General features: G+C 69.3%; 12 protein-coding genes and 1 riboswitch. Of the genes, 3 read left to right on the top strand and 9 right to left on the bottom strand.

Translation table 11 applies throughout. The annotated features are described in order from the left end of the window. Positions 1-5: 5 nt before the first annotated feature. Both OHT51_RS25065 and OHT51_RS25060 read left to right on the top strand, forming a co-directional pair. Positions 6-776 carry an ABC transporter ATP-binding protein gene (locus OHT51_RS25065; RefSeq protein WP_328881172.1) on the top strand — a complete coding sequence of 257 codons (771 nt, stop codon included), beginning with the start codon at positions 6-8 and terminating at the stop codon, positions 774-776. Beyond that, positions 776-3313: an ABC transporter permease gene (locus OHT51_RS25060; RefSeq protein WP_328881171.1), complete on the top strand. Its 2538-nt coding sequence runs from the start codon at positions 776-778 to the stop codon at positions 3311-3313. The genes OHT51_RS25065 and OHT51_RS25060 overlap by 1 nt, the downstream gene beginning before the upstream one ends. A 51-nt stretch (positions 3314-3364) precedes the next feature. On the opposite strand, the gene OHT51_RS25055 is transcribed toward OHT51_RS25060, so the two are convergent. Together OHT51_RS25055 and OHT51_RS25050 are read right to left on the bottom strand one after the other, a co-directional pair. Next, positions 3365-4663, bottom strand: a complete 1299-nt coding sequence (locus OHT51_RS25055) for a class I SAM-dependent methyltransferase (protein WP_328881170.1) — start codon at positions 4661-4663, stop codon at positions 3365-3367. Between the two features lie 214 nt (positions 4664-4877). Next, entirely contained in the window at positions 4878-6266 is a 1389-nt protein-coding gene (locus OHT51_RS25050) for an NAD(P)/FAD-dependent oxidoreductase (protein ID WP_328881169.1), read from the bottom strand. A 549-nt stretch (positions 6267-6815) separates the two neighbouring features. Here OHT51_RS25050 and OHT51_RS25045 point away from each other — a divergent pair. Further along, complete coding sequence (locus OHT51_RS25045; RefSeq protein ID WP_328881168.1) at positions 6816-7034, top strand: hypothetical protein; 219 nt, start codon at positions 6816-6818, stop codon at positions 7032-7034. Positions 7035-7153: 119 nt separating this feature from the next. On the opposite strand, the gene OHT51_RS25040 is transcribed toward OHT51_RS25045, so the two are convergent. The 7 genes from OHT51_RS25040 to OHT51_RS25010 all read right to left on the bottom strand — a co-directional run bounded on the left by OHT51_RS25040 (position 7154) and on the right by OHT51_RS25010 (position 14539). After that, positions 7154-8107, bottom strand: a complete 954-nt coding sequence (locus OHT51_RS25040) for a Ppx/GppA phosphatase family protein (RefSeq protein ID WP_328881167.1) — start codon at positions 8105-8107, stop codon at positions 7154-7156. Further along, the gene (locus OHT51_RS25035; RefSeq protein WP_328881166.1) at positions 8104-8670 is read right to left on the bottom strand and encodes a DUF501 domain-containing protein; all 567 of its coding nucleotides are present in this window, start codon (positions 8668-8670) and stop codon (positions 8104-8106) included. The genes OHT51_RS25040 and OHT51_RS25035 overlap by 4 nt, the downstream gene beginning before the upstream one ends. Before the next feature lie 56 nt (positions 8671-8726). Then, positions 8727-9203: an FtsB family cell division protein gene (locus OHT51_RS25030; protein WP_328881165.1), complete on the bottom strand. Its 477-nt coding sequence runs from the start codon at positions 9201-9203 to the stop codon at positions 8727-8729. A gap of 109 nt (positions 9204-9312) precedes the next feature. After that, positions 9313-10593 (bottom strand): phosphopyruvate hydratase, encoded by a 1281-nt coding sequence (gene eno, locus OHT51_RS25025; protein WP_328881164.1) that lies wholly within the window; start codon positions 10591-10593, stop codon positions 9313-9315. A gap of 317 nt (positions 10594-10910) precedes the next feature. Continuing rightward, positions 10911-11594, bottom strand: coding sequence for a transglycosylase family protein (locus OHT51_RS25020; protein ID WP_328881163.1), 684 nt, complete (start codon positions 11592-11594; stop codon positions 10911-10913). A 4-nt stretch (positions 11595-11598) separates the two neighbouring features. After that, positions 11599-11797, bottom strand: a riboswitch (cyclic di-AMP (ydaO/yuaA leader). Positions 11798-12003: 206 nt separating this feature from the next. Continuing rightward, a complete protein-coding gene (locus OHT51_RS25015) occupies positions 12004-13038 on the bottom strand; it encodes a transglycosylase family protein (protein ID WP_328881162.1) in 1035 nt (344 codons plus the stop codon). A 166-nt stretch (positions 13039-13204) separates the two neighbouring features. Continuing rightward, on the bottom strand, positions 13205-14539 hold the full coding sequence (locus OHT51_RS25010; protein WP_328881161.1) for a cytochrome P450 family protein: 1335 nt from the start codon (positions 14537-14539) through the stop codon (positions 13205-13207). Positions 14540-14568: the final 29 nt, after the last annotated feature.

Raw genomic sequence — 14568 nt, 5'->3', positions numbered from 1 at the left:
TTCTCGTGACCACCGCATCCATCGCCGGCCGGGCCACCTCCGTGGCCGCGCGTGCCACGGATCTGTCGAAGATCTACGGACAGGGCGAGACCCAGGTGGTCGCCCTGGACCGGGTCACCGTCGAATTCCGGCAGGCCGAGTTCACCGCGATCATGGGCCCGTCCGGCTCCGGCAAGTCCACGCTGATGCACTGCGTGGCCGGCCTGGACACCTTCTCCTCCGGTTCGGTGCGCATCGGCGAAACCGAGCTCGGCTCCCTGAAGGACAAGCAGTTGACCAAGCTGCGCCGGGACAAGATCGGCTTCATCTTCCAGGCGTTCAACCTGCTGCCGACGCTGACGGCCCTGGAGAACATCACCCTCCCGATGGACATCGCGGGCCGCAAGCCCGACAAGCAGTGGCTGGATTCGGTCATCCGGATGGTGGGCCTCGCCGACCGCCTCAGCCACCGCCCCGCACAGCTCTCCGGCGGCCAGCAGCAGCGCGTCGCCGTCGCCCGCGCCCTGGCCTCCAAGCCCGAGATCATCTTCGGCGACGAGCCCACCGGAAACCTGGACTCGCGCTCGGGCGCCGAGGTGCTGGGCTTCCTGCGCAACTCCGTACGGGAGTTGGGGCAGACCGTGGTGATGGTCACGCACGACCCGGTGGCCGCCGCCTACGCGGACCGCGTGGTCTTCCTTGCCGACGGCCGGATCGTCGACGAGATGTACCGGCCGACCGCGGACAACGTCCTCGACTTCATGAAGCAGTTCGACGCGAAGGGCCGCACCAGCTGATGTTCCGCACCGCCCTGCGCAACGTACTGGCGCACAAGGCCCGGCTCCTGATGACCGTGCTCGCCGTCATGCTCGGCGTCGCGTTCGTCTCCGGCACCCTGGTCTTGGCCGACACCCTCTCCAACGCCTTCCGCAACCAGTCGGCGAAGAGCTACGACGACGTCGCCGTCGCCATCACCTCGTACGCGAACCCGGACGACGCCAAGGAAGAGCCCGGGCTCTCCCGCAAGACCCTCGACAAGATCTCCGCGGTGGACGGCGTAGAAGCCGCGTACGGCCGCGTCGACGGCTTCGCCGGGGTCGCCGACCCCGACGGGAAGCTGATCGGCGTCGGCTGGTCCAACAAGGGCTCCAACTTCGCCCCCGGCAAGGACGGCAAGGACTCCGCCTACACGTTCACCGACGGCTCCGGCCCGGTGAAGGACGATCAGATCGCCCTGGACAAGGAGTCCGCGGCCAAGGGCGAGTACCAGGTCGGCGACCGGGTCCGGGTCGCCACGAACGGGCCGGTGAAGGAGTACACCCTCAGCGGCGTGTTCACCACCGAGGACGGCGCCGTGAACGCCGGCGGCAGCCTCGTCCTCTTCGACACCGCCGTCGCCCAGAAGCAGTACCTCAAGCCGGGCTACTTCGAGAGCGTCACCGTCACCGCCGCCGCCGCCGGCGCGGACGACAAGAAGATCCTGGACGCGGTCAAGCCGCTGCTGCCGGAGAGCGCCGAGGCCAAGACCGGCCAGGCGCTCGCCGACGAGCAGGCCGAGCAGATCGAACAGGGGATGAGCTCGCTCAAGCAGGTCCTGCTCGGCTTCGCGGGCATCGCGCTCTTCGTCGGGATCTTCCTGATCTCCAACACCTTCACGATGCTGGTCGCCCAGCGCACGAAGGAGATCGCCCTGATGCGCGCCGTCGGTGCGTCGCGCAAGCAGATCACCCGCTCGGTGCTCGCCGAGGCCGCGGTGGTTGGCCTGGTCGCGTCGGCGATCGGCTTCGTCCTCGGCATCGGGCTGGCCGTGGGGCTGCGCTCCGGCATGGCCGCGTTCGAGATGAAGATCCCGGACGGCCCGCTGGTCCTGTCCGCCACTCCGGTGCTCGCCGCGATCGGCGTCGGTGTGCTGATCACGATGTTCGCCGCCTGGCTGCCCGGCCGCCGGGCCGCGAAGATCCCGCCGGTCGCGGCCATGAGCAGCGTCCACGCCATCGCCACCACCAAGTCGCTGGTGGTGCGCAACTCCATCGGCGCGGCCATCACCGCCCTCGGCGCCACCGGCATCGTGGCGGGTGCCTCGGCCGGCGGCGAGAACGGCCGGATGTTCATCGGGGCGGGTGCGTTCTTCGCGCTGATCGGCGTGATCATCCTGATCCCGCTGCTGTCCCGACCCGTGATCGCGCTCGTCCGTCCGCTGCTCGTCGGCCCGTTCGGGGTGGCCGGAAAGCTGGCCGGCCAGAACGCGGTCCGCAATCCGCGCCGTACCGGCGCCACCGCTTCGGCGCTGGCGATCGGACTGACGCTGGTGACCGGCCTGTCGGTGCTCGGCATCACGGTCGGCACGGCCATCGACAAGATGACCACGGACAACATCAAGGCCGACTACATGGTCTCGATGGCCAACGGCGGGGACCTCGACCAGTCCGCGCTGACGGCGCTGGAGAAGGCCAAGGGCGTCTCGGCGGTTTCGCCGCAGCAGAGCGTCTACTTCGAGGCCGGTGACGAGGACTACGTGTCCGCCTCGGCGGTCACGCCGGGCGACATCCAGCAGGTCCTGAACGTCGACGTCGTCAGCGGCAACATCGACTCGCTCGCCGAAGGCCGGATCGCGGTCGCCGAGAAGACGGCCAAGAGCAAGGGCTGGAAGCCCGGCGACAGCGTCCCCGTCACGTTCAACGACGAGAAGAAGGGCACGCTCAAGGTCGGCGCCGTCTTCAAGGACAGCGAGTTCCTCTCGCCCGTCCTCGTCGACACGAAGGTCGTGAACCCGCACGAGGTGCAGCCGTACATCCAGCAGATCTTCGTGAAGGTGGACGGCGGCCAGTCCGCGGCGAACGAGAAGGCCCTCATCAACGCGCTGGGCGACAACCCCGCGATCAAGGTCATGGACCAGCAGGACATCCGCAACGAGTTCGGCGGGGCCATCAACACCCTGCTGAACATCATGTACGGCCTGCTGGCGATGGCCCTGATCATCGCGGTGCTGGGCGTCGTCAACACCCTCGCGATGTCGGTGTTCGAACGGCAGCAGGAGATCGGCATGCTGCGTGCGATCGGTCTCGACCGGCGCCGGGTGAAGCGGATGGTCCGGCTGGAGGCCGTGGTCATCTCGGTGTTCGGAGCGGTGGTCGGCATCGGTCTCGGCTCGTTCCTCGGCTGGGCGATCGGCGAGACCATCGCCGAGCAGATCCCGGGCTACCGGCTGGTCCTGCCCTGGGACCGGATCGGGATCTTCCTGGTGCTGGCCGGACTGGTGGGCGTCCTCGCCGCGCTGTGGCCGGCCCGTAACGCCGCACGGCTGAACATGCTGAACGCGATCAAGGCGGAATAGCCGTACGAGCGCATGGGCCCCGTTCCCGGGAGGGAGCGGGGCCCTGGCGTTTCAGCCCCAAGTACGGGCCCGCAGCGGCATCCCGGAGTCACCGGAGTCGGGTGTCCTGATGGCCAGCACCTGGTTGACACCGATGCGGTTGCGCTCGAAGGCGAGCGCGCAGGCGGCCATGTACAGCCGCCACACGCGGGCGCGTCCGGCGCCGGTGAGTCCGGCGGCCCGCGGCCAGTCGGCTTCCAGGTTGGCGACCCAGCGGCGCAGCGTCAGGGCGTAGTGCTCGCGGATCGACTCGACGTCGCGGACCTCGAAACCGGCCCGTTCCAGCTGGGTGACGGTGACGCCGATGGGCTGGAGCTCGCCGTCGGGGAAGACGTAGGAGTCGATGAACTCGTCCACCTCGTACGTGGATTCGTCCCGCTGCGGACGGCGCCCGATCTGGTGGTTGAGCAGCCGCCCGCCGGGCTTGAGCAGCCGGTGCAGTACGTCGGCGTACTCCAGGTACCGCTCGGCGCCGACGTGTTCGGCCATGCCGATGGAGGAGACGGCGTCGTACGGCCCGTCGCCGACGTCCCGGTAGTCCTGTACGCGGATCTCCACCTTGTCGGTGAGCCCCTCGTCGGCGATGCGCTTGCGGGCGTATGCCGCCTGCTCCTGGGAGAGGGTGATGCCGACGACGCTCACGCCGTACTCGCGGGCCGCGTGCATCGCCATCGAGCCCCAGCCGCAGCCGACGTCGAGCAGCCGCAGGCCGGGCCGCAGGGCGAGCTTGCGGCAGACGAGGTCGAGTTTGTCGTGCTGGGCGGCCTCGAGGGTGCCGTGCGGGGGCGGGGCCGGCCAGTAGGCGCAGGAGTACACCATGGACGGGCCGAGGACGATCTCGTAGAAGTCGTTGCCGACGTCGTAGTGGTGGCTGATCGCGCGTCTGTCGGTGCGCTTGGTGTGCAGGTGGGCACGGGCCCGGCGCACCTCCTCGGGAGGCGGCGCGGGCGGCAGCGGAAGACCGCTGAGCTTGACGAGGCCGCGGACGGCGGCGCGTACGTCGGGTTCCCGGAGCGCCTGAGCCAGGCTGCGGGCATCCTCCCCGCGCTCCCACACGAGCCCCGCGAGCAGATCGAGGGCGGTGTACAGGTCGCCCTCGATGTCGAGGTCCCCGGCCACCCAGGCCCGGGCCAGTCCCAGCTCGCCGGGCTTCCACAACAGCCGCCGCACGGCGCGGCGATTGCGTACGACGAGGGTCGGCGCGCCCGGCGGGCCCGCCTGCGAACCGTCCCAGGCGCGAATGCGCACCGGGAGCGGAACCCCCAGCAACTGTTCGAGCAGGCCCTTCAGCCGCACCGCGGCGTCTGGCATGGCGCACACCTCCGTGATGGGATCCCGGAATGTCCAACACCACGTAAACACCTGCAAGCCCCCCGCGCAGTCCCCCACGCGCGTTACAGCTGGGCAAACCCTGGGAAGGGCGTACGCGCCCGGCACCGCGGCGGCCGCCCGGACGGCCCGAAGGGGGCCGCCCGCACCACGGATGGCGGGTGGCCCCCTTCGGGGTCGTTCAAGTGACCGGAGGTCAGGAGGCCTTGGCCTTCTCGCCCTTCTCGGCGTTGCTCGCGGGAGCGACCGGGGCCGGCTTCGCGGCCTCGTAGAACTCCTCGCGCGGGGACTCCAGCGCGCCCAGCGCCACGACCTCGCGCTTGAGGAACATGCCGAGCGTCCAGTCGGCGAAGACGCGGATCTTGCGGTTGAAGGTCGGCATCGCCATGCCGTGGTAGCCACGGTGCATGTACCAGGCGAGGCGGCCCTTGAGCTTGATCTTCACCTTGCCCATGACGATCATCGCCACGCCCTTGTGGAGGCCGAGGCCCGCCACCGCACCCTTGTTGGCGTGCGAGTAGTCCTTCTGCGGGAAGCCCCGCATACCGGAGATGACGTTGTCGCCGAGGACCTTGGCCTGACGCAGCGCGTGCTGCGCGTTCGGCGGGCACCAGGCGTTCTCGTTGCCCGCCTTGCGGCCGACGAGGTCCGGGACCTGGGCGTTGTCGCCGGCGGCCCAGATGTAGTCGGTGCCCTTGACCTGGAGGGACGGCTCGCAGTCGACGTGACCGCGGGGGCCGAGCGGCAGACCGAAGCGGGTGAGGGCCGGGTTCGGCTTGACGCCGGCCGTCCACACGATGGTGTTGGAGTCGACCTCGAGGCCGTTCTTCAGCACGACGTGGCCGTCGACGCAGGAGTCCATGGAGGTCGAGAGGTAGACCTCGACGCCACGGGCCTCCAGGTGCTCCTTGCCGTACTGGCCGAGCTTCGGGCCGACCTCGGGCAGGATCTTGTCGGCGGCGTCGACGAGGACGAACCGCATGTCCTCACGGGACACGCTGGTGTAGTACTTCGCCGCGTCGCGGGCCATGTCCTCGACCTCGCCGATGGTCTCCGCACCCGCGAAGCCACCGCCGATGAAGACGAAGGTGAGCGCCTTGCGGCGGATCTCCTCGTCGGTCGTGGAGTCGGCCTTGTCGAGCTGCTCGAGGACGTGGTTGCGCAGGCCGATGGCCTCCTCGATGCCCTTCATGCCGATGCCCTGCTCGGCGAGGCCGGGGATCGGGAAGGTGCGGGAGACCGCGCCCATCGCGATGACCAGGTAGTCGAAAGGCAGCTCGTACGCCTCGCCCACCAGCGGGGCGATCGTGGCGACCTTGCGGTCCTGGTCGATGGTGGTGACCCGGCCGGTGAGGACCTCCGCCTTGGGCAGCACGCGTCGCAGCGGGACGACGACGTGGCGCGGGGAGATGCTGCCGGCGGCGGTTTCGGGGAGGAAGGGCTGGTAGGTCATGTACGACCGGGGGTCGACGACCGTGACGGTCGCCTCTCCGTAGCGCATCTTCTTGAGGATGCGCCGAGCTGCGTACAGGCCTACGTACCCACCGCCTACTACGAGGATCCTGGGACGCTCCGTGGTGCTCATGCCATCGAGTATCCACCTGCCCCAGGGGGGTCGCTCGTGCGCCCCTTCACAAGCTCTTGCAGCCCCTGTGCTACACTCCCCGGCCCGCGTGACGCAGGTCATGGTCACGATCGGGAACCGGGATGCGATACGCCCCGTTGTCAATGCCGCGTGAGCTGCCTCTCTGTCCCTCCGGGGCCCCTGTGAGCGGACCGGAACACCCTCGGGCGAGCAGCTCCCAGAGCCTCTTTACACCGGCCATCTGAACATGTTCAAGGGGCTGTTCACCCCTCGGAAGGGTCAACCGACACCGATCTGTGGTCCGACAGGGCCGAATTCCTTGTGAAGAACTTCACGAACTTTCTCGATCGGGCCCCCGCGGCGGGTCGACGCCGACCCCGAAAGCCCCCCCTCGGGGGCGCTCATACGCTAGCCGACCTGCTCAACCGAAAGCTACCCACTGGTAATAAATCGAGACCCGAACCACCCCGCGGCGGCAATCTGAGGCACCGTCACCCGGTCGGCCACACTCCGCGCGAAATTGATCAGAAGGGCACATAACGTGCAGCCATGATCACCTCACAGAAGGCGCCCCTGCGGGCTGCCAAGCGAATAGTCTCGGTCGGCGCTGCCCTCGGTATCGCCCTTGCGTTGGGTACGGCTGCCGCATCCACTGCGACAGCGGCGCCCGCCGCCATGAACGCCACTGCCGTACAGTCCAGTCCGGCCCACGGCGGCCATGGCGACGACGGAGGGTGCAGCGGCCTCCTCGTCCTCCTCTGCAACTGACGGACAGCCCGCACGGGCTTTGACCGCAACGGCCCCGGTACCTCGTGGAGAGGTACCGGGGCCGTTGCGCATCTTCGCGCCATCCGCGGGCACCCCGCGGCTCGGTGGCCACGCCCGCCCTACCGGGCCGCCTCCGCCACCTTGAAGGCGATGCCGTCGAGGATGTCGTGCTCGCTGACGACGACCTCCTCGGCGCCGATCCGTTCCATGATCGCGAGCAGCACCAGCGCGCCCGCCGCGATGACGTCAACTCGCCCCGGGTGCATGGACGGTACGGCCGCGCGCTCGGCGTGGGTGGAGCGCAGGAGCCAGTCGGTGATCTCGCGGACCCGGTCGTGGCTGATCCGCGAGTGGTGGATGCGGGCCGAGTCGTACTCGGGCAGGTCCTGCGCGATCGCCGACACCGTGGTGACCGAACCGGCAAGCCCCACCAGCGTCCTGGCCTCGCGCAGCGGCACCGTCTCCTCGGCCAGATCGAGGGCCGCCTCGATGTCGCCCCGCATCGCGGCGATCTGCTCCTCGGAGGGCGGGTCGGAGGCGACGCCGTCGCGGACCAGGTGGCGCTCGGTCATCCGCACACAGCCGACGTCCACGGAGCGTGCCGCGCGGACGTGCTCCTCGCCGACGACGAACTCGGTCGACCCGCCGCCGATGTCCACGACGAGGTAGGGGCGGTGCAGGTCCGCGCGTCCCACGAGCTCCTTCGTCGCGCCCGTGAAGGAGAACTCGGCCTCCTGGTCCCCGGTGACGACCTCGGGCTCGACGCCGAGGATGTCCATGACCCCGCGGACGAACTCGTCCCGGTTCTCCGCGTCCCGGGAGGCCGACGTGGCGACGAACCGCAGCCGCTCGGCGCCGTGCTCCTTGATGATCGCCGCGTAGTCACGGCAGGCGGCGAAGGTCCGCTCCAGCGCCTCGGGCGCGAGCCGCCCCGTGCGGTCGACGCCCTGGCCGAGCCGCACGATGGTCATACGGCGGTCCAGGTCGACGAGTTCCCCGGTCCGCAGGTCGACGTCGGCGACGAGGAGCCGGATGGAGTTCGTACCGCAGTCGATGGCGGCGACACGGGTCACCGGCCGTCCTCCTCGGACTTCCCGGACGCCTCAGAGTTCCCGGACGCCTCGGGGAGCGTCACGCACGCGCCCTTGCTCCACCACTGCGGCAGCATCGCGATGGCCTCGTCGCCCAGCGGATTGACACCGGGCCCCGCGGCCAGCGAGTGCGCGACCAGCACGTGCAGACACTTCACCCGGTCCGGCATACCGCCCGCGCTCGGAAAGCCCGTCAGCTCCTCGATCTCGTCGCGCCGCCGGATGTAGTCCTCGTGCGCCGAGCGATACGCCGCGGCCAGCTCCGGGTCGGACTCCAGCCGCGCCGTCATCTCCTTCATCACGCCGTTCGCCTCCAGCGTGCCGATCGCCGACGACGCCTTCGGGCACGTCAGGTAGTACAGCGTCGGGAAGGGCGTGCCGTCGGGCAGCCGCGGGGCCGTCTCGACGACGTCCGGCTGCCCGCAGGGGCACCGGTGCGCGATCGCGCGCAGCCCGCGCGGGGGACGCCCGAGCTGCTGCTTGAAGGCCTCGACGTCCGCGTCGGTGGGCTCGGTGCGCGGGGTGGGCGGCGGGGCGGTTTCCATGCCTGTCTTTCTGTCTGTTCTCGTCGGCGGTCTTGCGACCGGTCCGGACGATCGGTTCACTGCCGGGACGCGTCGGCCTTGTCGACCCCGTCCCAGATGTTCGCGTACCAGGGGCGGTCGGCCGCACCCAGCTCGGCGCGCGACTGCTTGGCCGCGTCCGGGTCGATCACGATGTAGCCGGTCTCCCCCGGCATCACATAATGCAGCCGCAGCCGGATCTGCTGCTCGGCGTAGGCGTCGTCCTGCCAGCGTGCCTTGACGTCGCGCAGTTGCTCGACCCGCTGTGCCGCGTCTTCCTTCTCCCGCTGCATGTCCGCGATCTCGGCGCGCTGGGAGACGTACTGCCTTATCGGGTAGGCGAGCGCGACGACCATGGTGCAGACGACCAGCGCGAGCAGCGCGGCGCGTCCGGTGAGCCTGGAGCGCCGGGCCTGCCGCTTGGTCTGGGAGCGGTAGACACGGGCCGCCGTCTGCTCGCCGAGCAACCGGATCCTGGTCGCGGTGGAGAACCGGTCCCGATCCTTGACGGCCATGTCCCGCCTCCCGTTTCACATGCGTACGTCCCCGCACACGGTACGGGACCGAGTACGGGGACGTACGTACGACTGGCTAAGCCTCACCCCAGGTTGGGGCTCAGCCGGCTCAGCCCTTGAAGCGCGGGAACGCGCTGCGGCCGGCGTACACCGCCGCGTCGTCGAGGATCTCCTCGATGCGCAGCAGCTGGTTGTACTTGGCGACGCGCTCGGAGCGGGCCGGGGCGCCGGTCTTGATCTGGCCGCAGTTGGTGGCGACGGCCAGGTCGGCGATGGTGACGTCCTCGGTCTCGCCGGAGCGGTGGGACATCATGCACTTGAAGCCGCTGCGCTGGGCCAGCTCGACGGCGTCCAGGGTCTCGGTGAGCGAGCCGATCTGGTTCACCTTCACCAGCAGGGCGTTGGCGGCGCCCTCGTCGATGCCGCGGGCCAGGCGCTCGGGGTTGGTGACGAACAGGTCGTCGCCGACGATCTGGACCTTGTCGCCGAGCTGGTCGGTGAGGACCTTCCAGCCGTCCCAGTCGTCCTCGAACAGCGGGTCCTCGATGGAGACGAGCGGGTACGCGTCGACGAGCTCCGCGTAGTACTCGGTCATCTCGGCGGCCGAGCGCTCCTTGCCCTCGAAGGTGTAGACGCCGTCCTTGTAGAACTCGGACGCGGCGACGTCGAGCGCGAGGGCGATCTGCTCGCCGGGGGTGTAGCCGGCCTCCTTGATCGCCTCAAGGATGAGGTCGAGGGCCTCGCGGTTGGAGCCGAGGTTCGGGGCGAAGCCGCCCTCGTCGCCGAGGCCGGTGGCCAGGCCCTTGCTCTTCAGGACCTTCTTCAGCGTGTGGTAGACCTCGGCGCCCCAGCGCAGGGCCTCGGAGAAGGACTCCGCGCCGATCGGGGCGATCATGAACTCCTGGATGTCCACGTTGGAGTCGGCGTGCGAGCCGCCGTTCAGGATGTTCATCATCGGCACCGGCAGCAGGTGCGCGTTGGGGCCGCCCAGGTAGCGGAACAGCGGGAGGTCGCTGGCCTCGGAGGCGGCGTGGGCGACGGCGAGGGAGACGCCGAGGATGGCGTTGGCGCCGAGGGAGCCCTTGTTGTCGGTGGCGTCCAGGTCGAACATCGCCTGGTCGATCAGGCGCTGCTCGGTGGCGTCGTAGCCGACCAGCTCGGGGCCGATCTGCTCGATGACGGCGAGGACGGCCTTCTCCACGCCCTTGCCGAGGTAGCGGTTCGAGTCGCCGTCGCGGAGCTCGATGGCCTCGAAGGCGCCCGTCGAAGCGCCGGACGGAACGGCGGCACGACCCGTGCTGCCGTCGTCGAGGCCGACCTCGACCTCGACCGTGGGATTGCCTCGGGAGTCCAGGATTTCCCGGGCTACGACGACGTCGATGGACGGCACGAGTATCTCCTTCTTGGGATGTGAAGCACTGTGTCGCTGGTGGTGCGGGGCTGTGAGCCTTGCGACTAGAGCCTAACCGCCCCGGGGACATCGGCGGCCGACCGACCGTCCCGTGGACAGGACCGAACCGTACCCATTGTTCCCTAACGGAACAAAGGGTGGGTGACCAACAGGGAAAGAAAAAGCCCCGCCCCGGTGCGTACGGGGGAACACGCACCGGAGCGGGGAGCCCGTGGGGGACGGGGGTGACCCTCACGAGGTCTTCATGATGAGTTCCACGGATGTGAGGGCTCTGTGGTTCAGCTTGTGGCCGCGTATTACTTCAGGTGCAGCTGCTGACCCGGGTAGATCAGGTCGGCGTCCTCGACGATGTCCTTGTTCAGCTGGAACAGCTTCTCCCAGCCGCCCTTGACCTTCTTCTTCTCGGCGATCGAGCTGAGGGTCTCGCCCTTGGCGACCTTGTACTCGCCGTCGCCCTTCTTGACCTTCTTGCCGGTCGGGGTGGTGACGGTCTTGGTCGACTTCTTCTCGGCCGCCGGACGGTCGGCGGAGCGGGAGGCCGGCTGCTCCTCGGTGGCGCGAGGGGTGGCCTCGGTGCTCTGCGAGGAGCCGGAGCCGTTGTACGCGGCGCTCGACAGGCCGGTGCCGCAGTGCGGCCAGGCACCCTTGCCCTGGCCCGCGAGAACCTTCTCGGCGATCTCGATCTGCTGGGCCTTGGTGGCCTGGTCGGCGGTGGAGGCGTACGCCGTGCCGCCGTACGCGGCCCAGGTGGAGGCGGAGAACTGCAGGCCGCCGTAGTAGCCGTTGCCGGTGTTGATCGACCAGTTACCGCCGGCCTCGCACTGGGCGACGGCGTCCCACTCGGAGGCGGTGGCGGCGGAGGCGCTGCCGGCCGCCATCAGCGGGGCGGCGACGGCGGCGGCGCTGGTGACGCCGACGACGGCTATGGCGCGGGCGGCCTTGGACGGACGACGGTGCTTGCCCTTGCTGGAAAACAGCATGGTTGGATCCCCTCACCGACGCCTGCGAGGTGAGCTGTCGGGTTCGGGCCGGTTGAGTTGCCCGGCCGCGCTCGTCCGCCTTTCGGCTCGCGATGCGCGGCTTCACCCCAAGCCGACTCCGGCGTGCGGCCCCGAAAGGCCTCAACTGCCGGACCCGGCGCTTACCTTGGGTCCCCCGCTCCTGCCTACGGCGCTTGACGCGACGACTGTTCCCGTGCGGCCACTGGCAGGATTCGGCGTTGCGGCAGCCGGGGCTCGTGGTGACGAGCGATCACGACCGTAGACACCCGATTCCCGGAATTACAAAGACGATCAGGGCTTCTGAGATCTATCTCTCACTGCATTCAAAACGGACATTCAGGTGCGAAAGGTGACGCGAACTCCCGCTGTTTTTCGCCCCGTTCGGCCCTTATTCGACGGGGACGTCCAGGGTCTGACCGGGGACGATGTCGTTCGCGTTGCCGCCGATGGCGCCCTTGTTCGCCTCGTACAGCGCCCGCCACCCGCCGTCGAGGTCAAGGGAGTCGGCGATGGAGGCCAGAGTGTCGCCGGCGCGGACCTTGTACGAGGCGTGGCGACCGGAGGACTCGGGGGCCGGGTCCACGGTCTCGCTCTCGTCGGCGCTGGGCCCGCGGTGCCGACCGGAGCCGGCCTGCTCGCCGGTGAGCGCGCCGGTGTCGACGAGGCTCCAGGCGCCCACATCTTGCACCCAGTTGTCCTGATTGTCCCCGTCCGAGGTCTCCACGGGGGAGCTGTCGGGCGACTTCGAGGCCTTGGCGTCGGGTGACGCATCAGCCTTCGCAGAGCTGTCCGCCTTAGGCGACGAAGAGGACGAAGGGGAAGAAGAGGGGGAAGATGATGAATCCCGGGGCGATTCGGACGAAGCGCTGGGGGATTCGCTCGATGAACTCGACGAGCCGTCGGTCGGGCCCGACGAGTTCGAAGAACCCGAGGAGTCAGACGAATTGGACGAACTAGACGAGCCGGACGAATCAAGCAAGCCGGAGGACCCGGACACTTCGGAGGGCGAGTCGTCGTCCACTCCGGTGTCGAGGTCGACCAAGCCGTTCTTCGGGGTGAGCCCGTTGAGCACCGCACAGGTACCCCAGGGCTTGGTTCCCTGGTCGGCGAGGATCTCCTGCGCCACGGCGATCTGCTGGGAACGGCTCGCCAGGTCGGGACGCGGGGCGAAGTCGAGGCCGCCGTACTGTTCCCAGTCGTCCTGGGTCAGCTGCAGTCCGCCGTAGTGCCCGTTGCCCTCGTCCGTGCTCCAGGAGCCACCGCTCTCGCACTCGGCCACCTTGTCCCACACGGTGCCGTCGGCGGCGCTCGCGCTCGCGGCGCCGAGCAGCGGGATGGCGATGGCGGACCCGGTCACTCCGGCCGCGACGAGGAGAGCCGGCGCCTGACGGGGGCGACGGTGACGACCGTTCCCGGAGAGCATGCGGGGACCTTTCACGAGGCAGCAGTGATCGCGGCGCTTGAAACCTGGCGCCGTCGTTGACCCGTGAACGTATAGGCATTCGATCACTTGTCACAAGTTAATGCCGCGTAGATCACGTGAAGATCACAGAGTTGAGCGCGCGTCACGTTTGACGAGGTGGACGCACTCACCCAACTGGTGTGAAATCCACCGGAAGTGTGCGCAGCCCTCGCATGATGAGACCTCCGCGCCACCTCAACTCCCCCGGGTCAACGGCGAGTCGGAGATCCGGAAGGCGGGTGAGGAGTGTGGCGAGGGCGGCCTGGCCCTCCAGGCGGGCCAGCGGGGCGCCGAGGCAGTAGTGGATGCCGTGGCCGTAGCCGAGGTGCTGGTTGTCCCGGCGGCCGAGGTCGAGGACGTCGGGGTCGGCGAACCGCTCGGGGTCCCGGTCGGCGGCGGCCAGGACGACGAGAACGGGGTCACCGGCCCCGATGTCCTGCCCGCCGATGGTGAGCGGCTCGGTGGCGAAGCGCCAGGTGGCGAGCTCCACGGGGCCGTCGTAGCGCAGGAGTTCCTCCACGCCGGTTTCGAGGAGGCCGGTCTCCCCGGCGGCGAGGGACGTCTGCAGGCGGGCGCGCTGCTCGGGGTGTGTGAGCAGCGCGTAGACGCCGTTGCCGATCAGGTTCACGGTCGTCTCAAAACCGGCAAACAGGAGGATAAAGGCCATCGCCGCGGCCTCGTTCTCGGTGAGGTGCTCTCCGTGGTCGGAGGCCCGGATGAGACCGGAGATGAGGTCCTCACCGGGCGTGGGCTCCTCGGGCAGGGCTTCCCGCTTGCGGTGGATGAGGTCGGCCAGATAGCCGCGCATCTTCTTCACCGACCGCGCGACACCGCCGCGGGGGCCGCCCTGGTGACGGATCATCATGCCCGCCCAGTCCCGGAAGTCGTCCTGGTCCTCGCGGGGGACGCCGAGCAGGTCGCAGATGGCGTAGATGGGGAGCGGGAAGGCGAACTCGTGGATGAGGTCGGCGCTTCCCTTCGCCGCGAACTGGTCGATCAGCTGGTCCGTGAGCTCCTGCACCCGGGGCGCGAACTCGGCGACCCTGCGGGGCGTGAACGCCTTGGAGACCAGCCTGCGCAGCCTGGTGTGGTCCGGCGGGTCGATGTTGAGCAGATGCGTCATGAGCTCGGCCTTGCGCTCACCGGGGATGCCGGTCTTGCCCTTGGCGTGCGCGGGCTCGTCGTGGTGGGCCGGGTTCTTGGAGAGCCGGTTGTCCGCGAGGGTCTGCTTGGCATCGGCGTACCGGGTGACCAGCCAGGCCTCCACACCGCTGGGCAGCCGGGTCCGATGGACCGGGGCGTGCTCGCGGAGCCAGGCGTAGGCGGGGTAGGGGTCGGTCGCGAACTCCCAGGTGAAGAGGTCGGGGGGGCCGGAGGGTCCGGACGGTTGGGACGGTTGGGACGGTTCGGAGGGTCCGGAGGATCCGGGAGTGGCGCCGGTGGGGGTGGGCTGGTTGGTCACTCCTTGACGGTATCCGTTGCCGGTCCGGC

The organism is Streptomyces sp. NBC_00299, from assembly GCF_036173045.1.
Taxonomy (GTDB): domain Bacteria; phylum Actinomycetota; class Actinomycetes; order Streptomycetales; family Streptomycetaceae; genus Streptomyces; species Streptomyces machairae.
This window is presented reverse-complemented; position numbering and strand designations above follow the sequence as displayed.